This window comes from Mesorhizobium subarcticum (genome assembly GCF_055456085.1).
This window is the reverse complement of the sequence record NZ_CM144237.1, coordinates 5,151,288-5,166,142: the sequence shown is the minus strand read 5'-3', so window position 1 is coordinate 5,166,142 and position 14,855 is coordinate 5,151,288. Positions and strand designations below refer to the sequence as shown.

The following is a 14,855-nucleotide window of genomic DNA, read 5'->3' as shown; positions in this document are numbered from 1 at the left end:
ATTGGCTGTTCCCTCGACGGTCAGGATTGCCTACGTTAAGGCTATGTTGATTTTCGACGGCTTAGCTTTGTGTAGGGTAGCTGCGAATCATTGCCACGTTTTCTGATTTGTGTTTCGTACGGAATACGTTGCGGGAGCCGGGACACTGGCGGCGGCGGATTCCCGCGATAGATAGAATATGCGCCCTTTCAGCCAGACCATCGGCGGGCGGCCATGAAAGGACATGAAAATGAGCAAGGTCGGCAACAACAGCGGTGATTCCAAGAACACGCTTTATTGCTCGTTTTGCGGCAAGAGCCAGCACGAGGTGCGCAAGCTGATTGCTGGCCCGACGGTCTTCATCTGCGATGAATGCGTCGAGCTGTGCATGGACATCATCCGCGAGGAGAACAAGACCTCGATGGTGAAGTCGCGCGAAGGCGTGCCGACACCGCAGGAGATCCTCAAGGTTCTCGACGACTATGTCATCGGCCAGCCCTACGCCAAGCGCGTGCTGTCGGTGGCGGTTCACAACCATTACAAGCGGCTCGCGCATGCCGGCAAGAACAACGATGTCGAGCTGGCCAAGTCCAATATCCTGCTGATCGGCCCGACCGGTTGCGGCAAGACGCTGCTCGCGCAGACGCTGGCCCGCATCATCGACGTGCCCTTCACCATGGCTGATGCCACGACGCTGACCGAAGCCGGTTACGTCGGCGAGGACGTCGAAAACATCATCCTCAAGCTGTTGCAGTCGGCCGACTACAATGTGGAGCGTGCCCAGCGCGGCATCGTCTACATCGACGAAATCGACAAGATTTCGCGCAAGTCCGACAATCCCTCGATCACCCGTGACGTGTCGGGCGAGGGCGTGCAGCAGGCGCTGTTGAAGATCATGGAAGGCACGGTCGCCTCCGTGCCGCCGCAGGGCGGCCGGAAGCATCCGCAGCAGGAATTCCTTCAGGTCGATACCGCCAACATCCTGTTCATCTGCGGCGGCGCTTTTGCGGGCCTGGACAAGATCATCTCGGATCGCGGCAGGAAAACCTCGATCGGCTTCGGTGCCATCGTCGCTTCGCCGGAAGATCGCCGCACTGGCGATGTCTTCCGCCTGGTCGAGCCCGAGGATCTGCTGAAATTCGGCCTCATTCCGGAGTTTGTCGGCCGTCTGCCGGTTCTGGCGACGCTGGAGGATCTCGACGAGCCGGCGCTGATCCAGATCCTGACCGAGCCGAAGAACGCGCTGGTCAAGCAGTATCAGCGGCTGTTCGAGATGGAAAATGTCGACCTGACCTTCCACGAGAATGCGCTCTCGGCGATCGCTAAGCGCGCCATCGAGCGCAAGACCGGCGCCCGTGGCCTGCGCTCGATCATGGAAGCGATCCTGCTCGACACCATGTTCGAACTGCCCGCGCTCGAAGGCGTGCGCGAAGTGGTGATTTCGGAGGAAGTGGTGACAGGCAGCGCCCGGCCGCTCTACATCTACTCCGAACAGAAGGAAAAGAAGGGCAATGTCAGCGCCTGACATGAGCCCGCAGCGAAATTCTGAAACGGCGCCGCAAGGCGCCGTTTTGCTGTCACGCGGGGTTTTTGCGGCCAGGCTCGGGCTTGTCGTCGCAAATCTGTCACGCGCGGGCAACTTGGAGGGGCGGATTTGTGCTCGCCTCTTGATCTTTGGGGATCGTGCATCCAACTAATTGGAGAAGGCCGAGGTGCCCGATTTCTGTGCTGTAAAACTCCCGTCACAAACGGTGGTAGGCGGAACGATCCCCGGTCGTTAATATAGGATTCGCGGTTGGCTGAATGGCGGCCGCGACATGAAAGGTTGGACAATGGCCAAAATATCCAAGGCTCCCAGCGACGGCGTCTTCGCAGTCCTCCCGCTGCGTGACATCGTGGTGTTCCCACACATGATCGTTCCGCTCTTTGTCGGGCGCGAAAAGTCGATCAAGGCGCTGGAAGAGGTGATGGGTCAGGAAAAGCAGATCCTGCTCGCCACCCAGATGAATGCCGCCGATGACGATCCCGAGCCCGATGCGATCTTCGACATCGGCACGCTCGCCAATGTGCTGCAATTGCTGAAGCTGCCCGACGGCACCGTCAAGGTTCTGGTCGAGGGCGCCTCGCGTGCGAAGATCGTTTCCTTCACCGATCGTCCCGATTTCCACGAAGCCCGCGCCACGGCGCTGGTCGAGCCGGAAGAGGAAGAGGTCGAGGTTGAGGCGCTGGCCCGCTCGGTCGTCACCGACTTCGAGAACTACGTCAAGCTGAACAAGAAGATCTCGCCTGAAGTGGTGGGCGCTGCCAGCCAGATCGACGACTATTCCAAGCTCGCCGACACGGTTGCCTCGCACCTCGCCATCAAGATTCCTGAAAAGCAGGAAATGTTGGCCACGCTCTCGGTCAAGGAGCGGCTGGAAAAGGCGATGGGCTTCATGGAAGCCGAAATCTCGGTCCTGCAGGTGGAGAAGCGTATCCGCTCGCGCGTCAAGCGCCAGATGGAGAAGACGCAGCGCGAATACTACCTCAACGAGCAGATGAAGGCGATCCAGAAGGAGCTCGGCGAAGGCGAGGACGGCCGCGACGAGGCCGCCGAGATCGAGGCGCGCATCAAGAAGACCAAGCTCTCCAAGGAGGCCCGCGAAAAGGCGGACGCCGAACTGAAGAAGCTGCGGACGATGTCGCCGATGTCGGCTGAATCCACCGTCGTGCGCAACTATCTCGATTGGCTGCTGTCGATCCCGTGGGGCAAGAACTCCAAGGTCAAGCAGGACCTGGCTTACGCGCAGAACGTGCTCGACACCGACCATTTCGGCCTCGACAAGGTCAAGGACCGTATCGTCGAATACCTGGCCGTGCAGAGCCGTCAGAAGAAGCTGAAGGGGCCGATCCTGTGCCTCGTCGGCCCTCCCGGCGTCGGCAAGACCTCGCTCGGCAAGTCGATCGCCAAGGCGACCGGTCGCGAATTCATCCGCATGGCGCTGGGCGGCGTGCGTGACGAGGCCGAGATCCGTGGTCATCGGCGCACCTATATCGGCTCGATGCCCGGCAAGGTCATCCAGTCGATGAAGAAGGCGAAGAAGTCCAACCCGCTCTTCCTGCTCGATGAGATCGACAAGATGGGGCAGGACTTCCGTGGCGATCCGTCGTCGGCGCTGCTCGAGGTGCTCGATCCCGAGCAGAACTCGACGTTCATGGACCATTACCTCGAGGTCGAATACGACCTGTCGAGCGTGATGTTCGTGACGACGGCGAATACGCTGAACATCCCTGCGCCCTTGATGGACCGCATGGAGATCATCCGTATCGCCGGTTACACCGAGGACGAGAAGATCGAGATCGCCAAGCGGCACCTGATGCCGAAGGTGATCCGTGATCACGCGCTGCAGCCGAAGGAATTCTCCGTCGGCGAGGATGCGATCCGCGCTATCATCCAGACCTACACCCGTGAAGCGGGCGTCAGGAGCCTGGAGCGCGAGCTGATGAAGCTCGGGCGCAAGGCGGTGACCGAGATCCTGAAGACGAAGAAGAAGACGGTGAGCATTACGGCGGCAAACCTTGCCGACTACCTCGGTGTCCAGCGCTTCCGCTTCGGCCAGGTCGAGGCTGACGATCAGGTCGGTGTCGTTACCGGTCTTGCCTGGACGGAAGTCGGCGGCGAGCTGCTGACGGTCGAAGGCGTCATGATGCCCGGCAAGGGCCGCATGACAGTGACCGGCAATCTGCGCGACGTGATGAAGGAATCGATTTCGGCGGCGGCCTCCTATGTCCGCAGCAGAGCCATCGATTTCGGCATCGAGCCGCCGCTGTTCGACAAGCGCGACATTCACGTCCACTTGCCGGAAGGCGCAACGCCAAAGGACGGCCCGTCCGCGGGTGCTGCCATGGCGACCGCCATTGTGTCGGTAATGACCGGTATTCCGGTCCGGGCCGATGTGGCGATGACTGGCGAGATAACGCTTCGCGGCCGCATCTTGCCGATCGGTGGCCTCAAGGAAAAGTTGCTTGCCGCACTGCGCGGCGGCATCAAGAAGGTGCTGATCCCGGAAGACAACGCCAAGGATCTGGCGGAGATTCCGGACAACGTGAAGAACGGCATGGAGATCATTCCGGTCTCACGCGTCGGTGAGGTGTTGCGCCATGCACTGGTGCGTATGCCGGAGCCAATCGAATGGGTCGAGCCGGTCAATCCGCCGGCCTCGACCGACAGTGCCGACGACGCTGGAAAGTCGCTTGCGCATTAGCTTTTACTAAAGTTGCACTGCACAAACGGAAAGCCGGGCCTCGCGCCCGGCTTTTTCATGTGAAAAACCCCGGAATTCCGGGCTTTTTCCGCTTTTTTCCTGCCTTTTCGACTTGGTTGCGGGAACGCTTCTTTCTAAAGTCCGTTTCCTGCCGGATGAGTCGTTAGTTCCGGTGTTCTCATGGAAGGGAATTTTTATGAACAAGAACGAACTGGTGTCCGCTGTCGCCGACGCCGCGAGCATTTCGAAGGGTGACGCGCAGTCGGCGGTCGATGCGGTATTTTCCGTGATCACCGGCGAACTGAAGAAGGGCGGCGATGTCCGGCTTGTCGGCTTTGGCAATTTCACCGTGTCAAAGCGTGCGGCCTCGACCGGCCGCAACCCCCAGACCGGCGCCGAAGTGAAGATCCCGGCACGCACCGTGCCGAAGTTCTCGGCCGGCAAGGGCCTCAAGGACGCGGTCAACTAAGCGCCTTTTTATTTTCAGAGACAGAAAAGCCGGGCTTGCCCGGCTTTTCATTTTTATGCCATGCGTGGACGTGAGCGGTTGCCGGCTTAACCTGTTGGCGCGTCGTGACGCATCAGGCCTTCCTTCTTGAGGTCGGCCCAAAGCGCCACGGGCAGTTTCGCATCGAGCAGCGCGCGGTTGCTCTCGACTTCCGCGGGCCGTTGGCCGCCAGGGATCACCGACACGACCGACGGATGCAGCAGCGGAAATTGTAGCGCCGCCTCGATCAGGCGCACGCTGTGGCGCTTGCAGACCGCCTCGATGCGCGCCACGCGGTCGAGCACGTCCTGCGGTGCTTCGGAGTAATTGTAATAGGCGCCGGGCTTCGGTCCCGTTGCCAGGATGCCGGAATTGTAGGGGCCGCCCAGCACAATGCCGATGCCGCGTTTCTGGCAGAGCGGCAGGAAGGACGTCAGCGCCTCCTGTTCCAGCAGCGTATAGCGCCCGGCAAGCAGGAACAGGTCGAAATCGCCACGCTCGGCAAGCGTCTGGGCAACTTGCCATTCGTTGATGCCGCCGCCGAATGCCTTGATGACGCCCTGGTCGCGTAGCGACAGCAGCCCGTAATAGCCCGAGCGCATGAATTCCTCGATGCGCCGGTCGGACGCCTCCTTGCTGCCATGGGTGAAGATGTCGACATCGTGCACGAACAGGATGTCGATCCGGTCGACGCCAAGGCGCTCCAGCGAGGCTTCGAAGGAGCGCATGACGCCATCGTAGCTGTAGTCGTACACCTCGCGCCGCGACGGCGTGTCGAAGAACTTGCCGATGCCCGTGCGCTCCTCCGGCGGGCAGGCACGCATGAGACGGCCGACCTTGCTCGACAGCACATAGTCGTCGCGCTTCTTGGCGCGCAGGAACGGGTTGAGCCGTGTTTCCGACAGGCCGAGGCCATAGAGCGGCGCGGTGTCGTAGTAGCGGCAGCCGGTCGCCCAGGCGGCCTCCAGCGCGGCATTGGCATCCTCGCCCGACACGGCACGGTAGAGATTGCCGAGCGGCGCTGTGCCGAAGCCAAGTTCCGTGAATGTGATGCCGCCATTGCCGATGCGGTCGAAATGCCGTGTCTTCATGTCCTGCAATTTTCCAAGGGTTGATGTGTGTGGGCTGATTTGTCTGACATGACACTATCATGCCTGTAATCAGGCAAAAGCGCCGCGCAGCGTTGGACACGCATTTTCGCGGTTGCTAGCATGAACGAAATCAAGCTGTTCGTGGAAAAATCCCAGGACGAATTTCGAGGGCTGGTTGCCGTGAGCGAGAAGAACGAGAACCTGTTCAAGATCGCGCTCGACGAGCTCGGCGGCGTGCTGGGGCGCGTGGATGAAGGGCGCATCGACGCTGCCTGCAAGATGCTGGCCGATGCCGGGCGGATTGTTGTCTACGGCTGCGGCCGTGAAGCCCTGCAGGTCAAGGGCTTTGCCATGCGGCTCTATCATCTGGGTCTGCCGGTCTCCGTGGTCGGCGACATGAACACGCCACCTCTGGGACCGCACGATGTTTTCCTGGCCAGCTCCGGGCCGGGAGAAACCTCGACCGTGCTCACCCTGATGCAGGTCGCGCACGATGCCGGCGCCACCAATCTGCTGCTGACCGCTCAGCCCGAAAGCAGCGCTTCAAAGCGCGCGGATTTGACGCTGCTCATCCCGGCGCAGACCATGGCCAATGACCAAGGAGCGCAGAAAACGTCGGTGCTGCCAATGGGCTCGGTGTTCGAAGGGGCGCTGTTCCTGCTGTTCGAGGTGATGGTGCTGAAGCTCAAATCCCTGACCGGCGCGTCGCCTGAAGCCATGCGCGCCCGCCACACCAACATGGAATAGATCATGCGCTATGAATTGATGCTGCCGCATCAGATCCGCAAGGCGATCACCGAAAACTGGCCGGTCGCCCTGCCGCTCGGCGTGCTTGAATACCATGGCGAGCACATGGCCGTCGGTATGGACACGCTGGCGGTCATCAAGACGCTGGAGCTGTTGGAGAAGGAGAGGGACGTCGTGATCCTGCCGCCCTTCTACTATGGCGCGGCGAGCTACGCGGTGGCTGCGCCGGAAGGCACGGGTTCGGTGCAGGTCGGCGGCAATCAACTGGCGCCGTTCGGCGAGGAGCTGTTCTACAGCTTGCTGCGCATCGGCTTTCGCAACATCCACGCCATCATCCACCACCAGACCGAGAACTTTGCCGCCGGTATGCCGACCGATCTAGCCTTCAAGACGGCGGGCCGCCAGGCGATCTTCCGCTTCCTCGAGAAGCAGCGCGGCGAGGGCTGGTGGGGCTCGAAGGACATGGCCGACTACTATGCCGGACACGCAGAGGGGGAGAATTTCTTCAACTGGGTGCAGGTGCATCCGCTGATGCCGGCGACGATGAACGGTAAGTACCCGTTCGACCATGCCGGTGTTGGCGAGACATCGCTGATGCTGGCGCTATGCCCGGAAGCAGTCGATGCCGTTCGCTTCGCCGACAATACCGGCTGGTATACGGCCAGCGCGAAAGACGCATCAGCAGAACTGGGGCAACAGGGCGTCGCCATGATCATGGATCACCTGCGGGCGACCCTGAAAGCCTAAGCCCGGTTTTTCAGCCGCTCCGCCCGGTAGTCGGCGATCGATTTGTCCGGATCGCTCTTGGTTGCCACCGCCCAGATGAAGGTGCCGGCGCCGGCTATTGCCAGGATGACGAAAAGAGCGATGCCGACGGCAAAGAACCTGGTGTAGAGACCGGTCAAAAGCATGATCAGGCCACCACACAGCATCGCCAGCACAAAGCCCGCAGTGACGGCGCGGCCCTGCCAGGCGATTGGCATGACGCCCTTGCCGTAGCGGTCGCGGCCGACATAACCGACCCGGATATTGCGTGCGAACCAATATGGGCCGGCCATGACTACTTCACGGCTCCCGCGGTCATGCCCATGATGAGATAGCGTTCCAGCGCGATGCCGATGACCGCCAGCGGCGCGATCGCGGCCGTGGCAAGCGCTGCCATCGACCACCAGTTGATGCCTTGCGAGCCGGTCTGGCTCGCCACCATGACGGGGATGGTCTTGGCATCGGTCGAGGTCAAAAGCGCGGCGAAGAAATACTCGTTCCAGCACAGCACCATGGCCAGGATGAAGGCCGCGACCATGCCCGGCAGCGCGATCGGCATGACGATGCGGAAAAACGCGCCCCAGATCGACAGCCCATCGACGAGGGCTGCTTCCTCAAGCTCTACGGGGATCGAGTTGAACTGGTCGCGCATGATCCAGATGACGATCGGCAGCACCATCAACGTGTAGAGCAGGATCAGCCCGATGCGCGTGTCGAGCAGGCCAACCTCCCGGTAAAGCACCAGGAAGGGCAAGGCCAGCACCACGGGCGGCAGGATCAGCTGCGACAGGAAGAAGAACGAGATGTCCTCATTCTTGAACCAGGCGAAGTGATAGCGATAGCGTGTGAGGCCGTAGGCGGCGAGGCTGCCGATGATGATGGCGAGGCTCGACGCCCCAACCGAGGTGATGACCGAATTCATGAAGCGCTTGAAGAACTCGTCACGCACCGTGGAGGTCTGGAAGATCGAGTCCGGCGAGAGGCCGAGCGATCGCCAGCCCTTCCAATCCGGCTGGAAGTCGATGAAGGGGATGAGATGGCCCTGCGTGACGTCGACCGCCGACTTGAACGAGGTCGTTATCGTCCAGTAGATCGGGAACAGGCAGATGAAGGCCCAGAAGACAAGCGCGCCGTAGATGAAGATACGGCTGGTGATGAAGCTCGCCGGAGAGCGGATTTCGGAAACGGTGTATTCGGTGGTTTGAACGCTCATGATCCAGGCCGCTCTAACTCTTTACTTTAACGCAATTCCGGACGGAAAACCGTTTCACACTTTTCCTGGAATTGCTCAGTTGACGTTGCGCACGAAGCGGTTGGCGAATTTCAAGAGCCATGTCACGAACACGACGATGATGACGAGATAGGCCATCGCCAGCATGGTGCCGTAGCCGACATTCGAACGGTCGCGGTATTCGCGGTAGATGAAGCTCGACACGGAATCAGTGGCGCCGCCGGGGCCGCCCGAGGTCACCGTGATGATGATGTCGGCGAGCTTCAGCTTGAAGATGATGCGCAGGATCACCGCCGTCACCGAAACCGGCAGCATCAGCGGAAAGGTGACCTGCCAGAAGGTCTGCCAGGCATTGGCGCCGTCGACCCGCGCCGCCTCCAGCACCTCGCGCGACATCGCCTGCAGCCCTGCCAGCAGCATGATCATCATGAACGGGATGAAGGTCCAGGCATCCAGTATCATGACCGAGATGCGCGCGGTGATCGGATCCGAGAAGAACGCCGGATTTTCCCAGCCGAGATGGCGCGCCAGCGTTGCCGCCGGCCCGAACCGGTACTCCATCAGCGATTTGCCGATCATCCACGACACCGCGACCGGCGACAGCATCAGCGGCATCAGGAACACGACGCGGAAGAACTTTCGCGCCCGGATCTGCGCGTTGAGCAACAGCGCCAGGCCGAAGGCGATGACATATTCGACCAGCACCGCCAGCACATAGAGCACCATGTTGAACAGCGCATTGCGGTAGTAGGGATCGCCCAGCATCTGCCAGAAATTGTCGAGCCCGTTGAATTTGCGGCCCGAGAACGAACTCAGGTTCCAGTCGGTGAGCGCGATATAGAAGCCGAATAGCGTCGGGAAGATCACCATGGCGATGGTGAACAGCAGCGCCGGCAGCAGGAACAGCGCACGCTGGCCGTCCTCGCCGCGCGTCAGCACCTGGCCAATGCCGAGCGCCACGCCCCACAGTACATAGGCATAAACGACCGGACGCCAGGTCTCGAAGCCGATCGTGTCGGTATCGGTCTTGTACAGGATCTCGAGCACGATCGTCGCCAGCAGGCCGAGCGTTGCGACGGCCATCAGCGCCCAGCCGAGCCGCTTGCGGGCTGGAGAGATCAGATCGTAGGGGACGGCATCTGCCGGCCACTGGTTTGCGGTCGAAGTCTGGTCAGCCACAAATCTCGCCCGTTTGGAAGGCCCCTCTTGGAGCCGGAGCCGAAGGCTGTGGTCCGGCGTTGCCGCCGGACCACGGTTCATAGCGCAGCCTACACGCCGAGCGAGGCCTTGTAGAGCTTGACTTGCTTTTCGCGACCGATCTGGTCGGTCAGCTTTTCCCAGGCCGCGGCAATGGCGTCAGCGCCTTCCTGCGCCTTCATCTTGCCGGCGAAGGTGTTGGCCAGGATGTCCTCGGCAGCACTGTAATACTGGAAGATGCCGGGGATGCGCGGCTCGATCGCGCCGTTCGGATGGTTGTAGGAGTTGAACTGGGAATCGAGGTAATTCGTGATGAACGCCTTATCGTAACCGGCGGCCACCCATTCGTCGATGTCATGCTGGCTGTTGCGGTAGCACTGGAAGCCGGACGGATACATCGCCGTCCAGATCGCAAGATCCTTGCCGCCGAGATGCGCCGCGGCGCTCCAGGCAGCCTTTTGCTTCTTCGGATCGCTGTCGACGCGGGCCATGACATAGACGCCCCAACCGAGATAGGCGAGGTTCGGCGCGTAGTTCGGTCCGCTCGGCAGCTTGTCCCATTTGCCGGTCTTGGAATTGTAGACGTCATCCGAGCCCGGCAGGATGTCGAAGCCGCAAAGGTCACCAATGACAGAAGAGTCGTTGGTTTTGACGTTGGAGCCGATGTCGCCCCACCAGGGGATCATTGAACCGGTTCCGGCCAGGAACTGCTGGAAACCGGTGGTGTTCGGATCGGCATTGATCTGGTCGGCGGGTTCGGACGGCAAGGCGTCGATCACGTCCTGGATGGCGCGCACCCAAGCCGGGTTGTTGACGCGCGGCTTCATCGTGTCGGCGTCGAACAGCCATGCCTTGTCGTCAGGATGCTTGGCGTAGGCTGTGGCGCGGCTGCCAAGGAAGTAGAATCCGAAACCGCCCCAGGGCTTGGGTGCGTCGAGATAGCCGTAGACATCCTGGCCCTTGAATTTCTTGCCCTTGAGGAATTTTGTCACGGCCTGAACCTGCTGCCAGGTCTTCGGCACACCCCATTCGCCGGCACCGCCGCTGTCTTTCCACTGCTTGGCGAGATCCGCGTCGGCGAACACGTCGGTGCGGTAGTTGAAATTGTGCGTGTCGCCGTCAATCGTCACGCGATATTGCTTGCCATCCCAGGTGCCGACTGGAGGCTTCAGATAGTTGACGAGGTCGTCGATATCGATCTGTTTCTTGACCCAGTCCGGCATTTCCGAAGTGAGCCCCTTGCCGCAGACATCGCCTTCGAAAGGCGCGCCCATTTCGGCAATGTCGAAGTCCACGGTTCCGGTGGCGATCGATTGCTGCAGGCGGGCGTTATAGTCGGCCTGGGCGAGGTCGATCCAGCTGATCTTGGCGCCGGTATAGGCTTCCCACGGCTTCAGGAAGCCGCGGAACAGCACGTTGTGCAGGTTCTGGTTGTTGAGGCCCATGAACTTGAGCTCGACGCCGGCAAACTCGCCTTCCTTGACATTTGCCTTGGTCGCATCGAGGCAGAGCTCGCCGACCTTCTGGAAATCGGCATCGGTCGGCTGGCCCTTGCCAACGCCGGGTATCTGCAGGATTTTCGCACGAAGTTCACTTGCCGCGGAGGCAGGACGCGTGAAGGCGCCCAGGCCCGCGCCGGATGCCGCCGCGACGGCGGCCATGCTGGCCGCGCCTTTCAGGACGTCGCGCCTCGTAGCACCGAGACGAACCAGTTTCTCGTAAATATCTGCTCTCATCGACTATTCCTCCCAGAACATCAGTGTGAATGGATGTGACCAACCTGCCGGACGCTGGAGCGCCAGCGGTTCTCCCGGCTCGTAGACGAAATTATGCAGGACCCCACCTGCTCGATTTAAGTTCCGATTGCGGATTGGCTCCGACATTTGGACCAGCGCTGTCACTATTCTCACAACCGGATGCCGTGTCAACGAGAACGGGTTTTTATCTATAAGAGACCGGCTTGCCCTGACAGGTCGCGTTGGTTAGCTTCTGCGCCTACGGCATTGGGAGCCGGAAGGGGAGTACATGGCTCAAGTCGCGATCAGCAAGGTGGCCAAGGCGTTTGGAACCGTCAAGGTTCTGCACGAAGTCAGCGTCGATATCGCCGATGGGCAGTTCGTGGTGCTGGTCGGCCCGTCGGGCTGCGGCAAGTCCACGTTGCTGAGAATGGTGGCCGGGTTGGAGACCGTCTCCGGCGGCACGATCGCTATCGGCGACCGCGTCGTCAACCATCTGCCGCCCGCAAAACGCGACATCGCCATGGTGTTCCAGAACTACGCGCTCTACCCGCACAAGACGGTCGAGCAGAACATGGCATTCGCTCTGAAATTGCGAAAAACCGATCCGGCCGTGGTCGCCGAGCGGGTCAAGCGCGCCGCCGACATCCTCGACCTCAACCCCTATCTGAAGCGCTATCCCCGCCAGCTTTCGGGCGGTCAGCGCCAGCGCGTTGCCATGGGCCGCGCCATCGTGCGTAACCCGCAAGTGTTCCTGTTCGACGAGCCGCTCTCCAACCTGGATGCCAAGCTGCGCGTGCAGATGCGCACCGAGATCAAGGAGCTTCATCAGCGGCTGAAGACCACCACCATCTACGTCACCCACGACCAGATCGAGGCCATGACCATGGCCGACAAGATCGTCGTCATGCGCGATGGCCGCATCGAGCAGGTCGGCGCGCCGCTGGAACTGTTCGATCGGCCGGCCAATCTGTTCGTCGCCGGCTTCATCGGTTCGCCTTCGATGAACCTGCTCAAGGGTGTCGTGCGCAAGGGAGACAAGCCCGGCGTCGACATCGCGGGCACACTGTTCCCGATTGGCGACAATGCCGCGCAGGATGGGCAGGCCGTCGTCTACGGCATTCGCCCCGAACATCTCGAGATCCACCCCGATGGCGTGCCGGCGAAGATTTCGGTGGTCGAGCCGACCGGCTCGGAGACCTTGGTCTTCCTGCGCTTCGGCGAAGGCGAGATGGTGGCGCTGTTTCGCGAGCGTCACGACTTCAAGCCGGGCGACACGCTGACCCTGAAGCCGCGGCTCGACCAGATCCACCTGTTCGACGCCGAGACCGGCCAGCGTCTCTGATCTCAGCGTCTCCGATCTCAAACGACTTCACGAGGACCATCATGCTCAAAGGGATCCATCCGTTGCTCAATGCCGACGTGCTGCAGGCATTGCGGGCGATGGGACATGGCGACGATTTGATCATCGCCGACACCAACTTCCCGGCCGATTCGGTGGCGAAGCAGACCGTGCATGGCAAGCTGCTGCGCATCGATGCATCGGCCGCCGAGGTGGTGAAGGCGGTGCTGTCGCTTTACCCCTTGGACACATTCGTCGATGACTCGGCCGCGCGCATGGAAATCGTAGGCAAGCCGGACGAGATCCCGCCAGTGCAGAAGGAAGTGCAAAAGGAGATCGACAAGGCCGAAGGCAAGGCCTGGCCGATGATTTCCGTCGAGCGTTACGCCTTCTACAAGCGCGCCAAACAGGCCTATTGCGTCATCCAGACCGGCGAGCGCCGATTCTACGGCTGCTTCGCCTTCCGCAAGGGCGTCATCCCGCCGGATGCGGAGTAAGAACATGGCCTCCGGCAAGCCCGTCGTCATCCTGGGCGTCTTCGTCGCCGACACCGCCTATCGCGCCGATCGCCAGCCGCGCCTGGGCGAAACGATCCTCGGCAATTCTTTCAAGCTGGGGCCAGGCGGCAAGGGGTCGAACCAGGCGGTGGCGGCCGGCAAGCTCGGCGCCGACACCACCTTCCTGACCCGGCTTGGCGTCGATGCCTTCGCCGACATGGCCAAGCGGACCTGGAAGGATGCCGGCGTGAAAAGCGCCGTCATTGACACGCCGGACAGCTACACCGGCGCCGCCTACATCTTCGTCGAGGAGGCAAGCGGCAACAATGCCATCATCGTCAGCCCTGGTGCGGCCATGCTGATCTCGCCGGAGGATATCGAAGCCAACAGGGATCTGATCAGCGGTGCGGGCGTTTTTGTCACGCAGCTCGAACAGCCGATCGATGCAGCACTTCGGGCGCTGGAAATCGCGCGCGGGGCAGGGGTGACGACCATCCTCAACCCCGCGCCCGCGGCAAAGCTTCCCGACAGTATCTACACGCTCTGCGACTATCTCACGCCCAACGAGACAGAGACCGAGGAATTGACGGGACTGAAAGTCTCCTCGGTGGACGAGGCGCGCCGCGCCGCCGACAAGCTGCTCGAAAAGGGCGTCGGCACGGTCATCGTCACGCTGGGCGACAAGGGTGCACTGCTGCATTCGAAGGACCGCTCCGAACATGTCCCTGCCATCAGTGCCGGGCCGGTGGTTGAAACCACCGGTGCGGGGGATGCGTTCAACGGCGGCTTCGCCGCGGCACTGTCGCGAGGCGTGGAGCCGCTGCAAGCCGTGCGCTTTGCCTGCGCTGTGGCTGGTATTTCGGTGACGCGTCCGGGCACCGCGCCGTCGATGCCGACGCTGCAGGAGGTCGAGGCGCTGCTGGCAAGGGAATAATGACGTATCGGAAAGAGTGGGCCGCAGCCAATGCTCGAGGCGCGGCTTAGCGCGACAAGCTGTCTTTCGGCCTGCCGACGAGAAGGATCGCGGCTCGATTTATGAGGGATCGAATTCAGATCCGGATGGACCTGAATTGCTTCATTCAAAAGACTTTTGACATTTCAACGTCGACATTTCTCTAAAGCCAAGGGTTTGAAACCCTTGAGAGAAATGGCGCGAGTGACGGGGCTCGAACCCGCGACCTCCGGCGTGACAGGCCGGCACTCTAACCAACTGAGCTACACCCGCGCATTGACGAGCACGTGTCAGCCGTGTTCGTCGTTGGGCCGCTGGATAAGGGGTTCGCCACCGGGTGTCAAGCGCACCAAACCATCATAACAACAAACTGGAGAAGGTTTTTTGACAGCCGGCGTTTTGTTCGCAAATCCGGCTTGCGAAGAGGGCGTCGCCTGTTCATTTGGCCTTGCGAAGCCGGTCCCGACCGCTTAAAGGTCCCGCCCGGAGCGGGCGATTAGCTCAGTTGGTAGAGCGCTTCGTTTACACCGAAGATGTCGGCGGTTCGAGCCCGTCATCGCCCACCATTCCAGTCACATAATCAGGCT

At 61.2% G+C, this 14,855-nt stretch carries 13 protein-coding genes and 2 tRNA genes; 9 read left to right on the top strand and 6 right to left on the bottom strand.

Annotated elements, in window-relative coordinates:
- The first annotated feature begins 229 nt into the window (after window positions 1–229).
- The 3 genes from clpX (at window position 230) to ACZYHG_RS25235 (ending at window position 4,692) form a co-directional block, all read left to right on the top strand.
- The gene (gene clpX, locus ACZYHG_RS25245; protein WP_023759839.1) at window positions 230–1,504 is read left to right on the top strand and encodes an ATP-dependent Clp protease ATP-binding subunit ClpX; all 1,275 of its coding nucleotides are present in this window, start codon (window positions 230–232) and stop codon (window positions 1,502–1,504) included.
- A 307-nt stretch (window positions 1,505–1,811) separates the two neighbouring features.
- Complete coding sequence (lon, locus tag ACZYHG_RS25240; protein WP_027028593.1) at window positions 1,812–4,223, top strand: endopeptidase La; 2,412 nt, start codon at window positions 1,812–1,814, stop codon at window positions 4,221–4,223.
- 196 nt (window positions 4,224–4,419) lie between these two features.
- Window positions 4,420–4,692, top strand: coding sequence for an HU family DNA-binding protein (locus ACZYHG_RS25235; protein ID WP_006201846.1), 273 nt, complete (start codon window positions 4,420–4,422; stop codon window positions 4,690–4,692).
- A gap of 86 nt (window positions 4,693–4,778) precedes the next feature.
- On the opposite strand, the gene ACZYHG_RS25230 is transcribed toward ACZYHG_RS25235, so the two are convergent.
- Window positions 4,779–5,801, bottom strand: a complete 1,023-nt coding sequence (locus ACZYHG_RS25230; RefSeq protein ID WP_464610848.1) for an aldo/keto reductase — start codon at window positions 5,799–5,801, stop codon at window positions 4,779–4,781.
- A gap of 120 nt (window positions 5,802–5,921) precedes the next feature.
- Here ACZYHG_RS25230 and ACZYHG_RS25225 point away from each other — a divergent pair, with 120 nt between their 5' ends.
- Window positions 5,922–6,548, top strand: a complete 627-nt coding sequence (locus tag ACZYHG_RS25225) for an SIS domain-containing protein (protein WP_464610847.1) — start codon at window positions 5,922–5,924, stop codon at window positions 6,546–6,548.
- A gap of 3 nt (window positions 6,549–6,551) precedes the next feature.
- Window positions 6,552–7,295: a creatininase family protein gene (locus tag ACZYHG_RS25220; protein WP_464610846.1), complete on the top strand. Its 744-nt coding sequence runs from the start codon at window positions 6,552–6,554 to the stop codon at window positions 7,293–7,295.
- On the opposite strand, the gene ACZYHG_RS25215 is transcribed toward ACZYHG_RS25220, so the two are convergent.
- The 4 genes from ACZYHG_RS25215 to ACZYHG_RS25200 form a co-directional block, all read right to left on the bottom strand.
- Entirely contained in the window at window positions 7,292–7,606 is a 315-nt protein-coding gene (locus tag ACZYHG_RS25215; RefSeq protein ID WP_464610845.1) for a hypothetical protein, read from the bottom strand. The two genes, ACZYHG_RS25220 and ACZYHG_RS25215, sit on opposite strands and share 4 nt — an antisense overlap.
- Window positions 7,607–7,608: 2 nt before the next feature.
- The gene (locus ACZYHG_RS25210) at window positions 7,609–8,526 is read right to left on the bottom strand and encodes a carbohydrate ABC transporter permease (protein ID WP_464610844.1); all 918 of its coding nucleotides are present in this window, start codon (window positions 8,524–8,526) and stop codon (window positions 7,609–7,611) included.
- A gap of 75 nt (window positions 8,527–8,601) precedes the next feature.
- Complete coding sequence (locus ACZYHG_RS25205; RefSeq protein WP_464610843.1) at window positions 8,602–9,723, bottom strand: carbohydrate ABC transporter permease; 1,122 nt, start codon at window positions 9,721–9,723, stop codon at window positions 8,602–8,604.
- An 89-nt stretch (window positions 9,724–9,812) separates the two neighbouring features.
- On the bottom strand, window positions 9,813–11,477 hold the full coding sequence (locus ACZYHG_RS25200) for a type 2 periplasmic-binding domain-containing protein (protein ID WP_464610842.1): 1,665 nt from the start codon (window positions 11,475–11,477) through the stop codon (window positions 9,813–9,815).
- A 289-nt stretch (window positions 11,478–11,766) separates the two neighbouring features.
- On the opposite strand from ACZYHG_RS25200, the gene ACZYHG_RS25195 reads away from it, so the two are divergent.
- The 3 genes from ACZYHG_RS25195 to rbsK are packed head-to-tail and all read left to right on the top strand — an operon-like array spanning window position 11,767 to window position 14,250.
- The gene (locus tag ACZYHG_RS25195) at window positions 11,767–12,822 is read left to right on the top strand and encodes an ABC transporter ATP-binding protein (RefSeq protein WP_464610841.1); all 1,056 of its coding nucleotides are present in this window, start codon (window positions 11,767–11,769) and stop codon (window positions 12,820–12,822) included.
- A 41-nt stretch (window positions 12,823–12,863) separates the two neighbouring features.
- On the top strand, window positions 12,864–13,316 hold the full coding sequence (locus ACZYHG_RS25190; RefSeq protein WP_464610840.1) for an RbsD/FucU family protein: 453 nt from the start codon (window positions 12,864–12,866) through the stop codon (window positions 13,314–13,316).
- A gap of 4 nt (window positions 13,317–13,320) precedes the next feature.
- The gene (rbsK, locus tag ACZYHG_RS25185; RefSeq protein WP_464610839.1) at window positions 13,321–14,250 is read left to right on the top strand and encodes a ribokinase; all 930 of its coding nucleotides are present in this window, start codon (window positions 13,321–13,323) and stop codon (window positions 14,248–14,250) included.
- A gap of 214 nt (window positions 14,251–14,464) precedes the next feature.
- Here rbsK and ACZYHG_RS25180 read toward each other — a convergent pair.
- Window positions 14,465–14,541, bottom strand: a tRNA-Asp gene (locus tag ACZYHG_RS25180).
- Between the two features lie 217 nt (window positions 14,542–14,758).
- On the opposite strand from ACZYHG_RS25180, the gene ACZYHG_RS25175 reads away from it, so the two are divergent.
- Window positions 14,759–14,834: transfer RNA gene (locus ACZYHG_RS25175), tRNA-Val, on the top strand.
- Window positions 14,835–14,855: the final 21 nt, after the last annotated feature.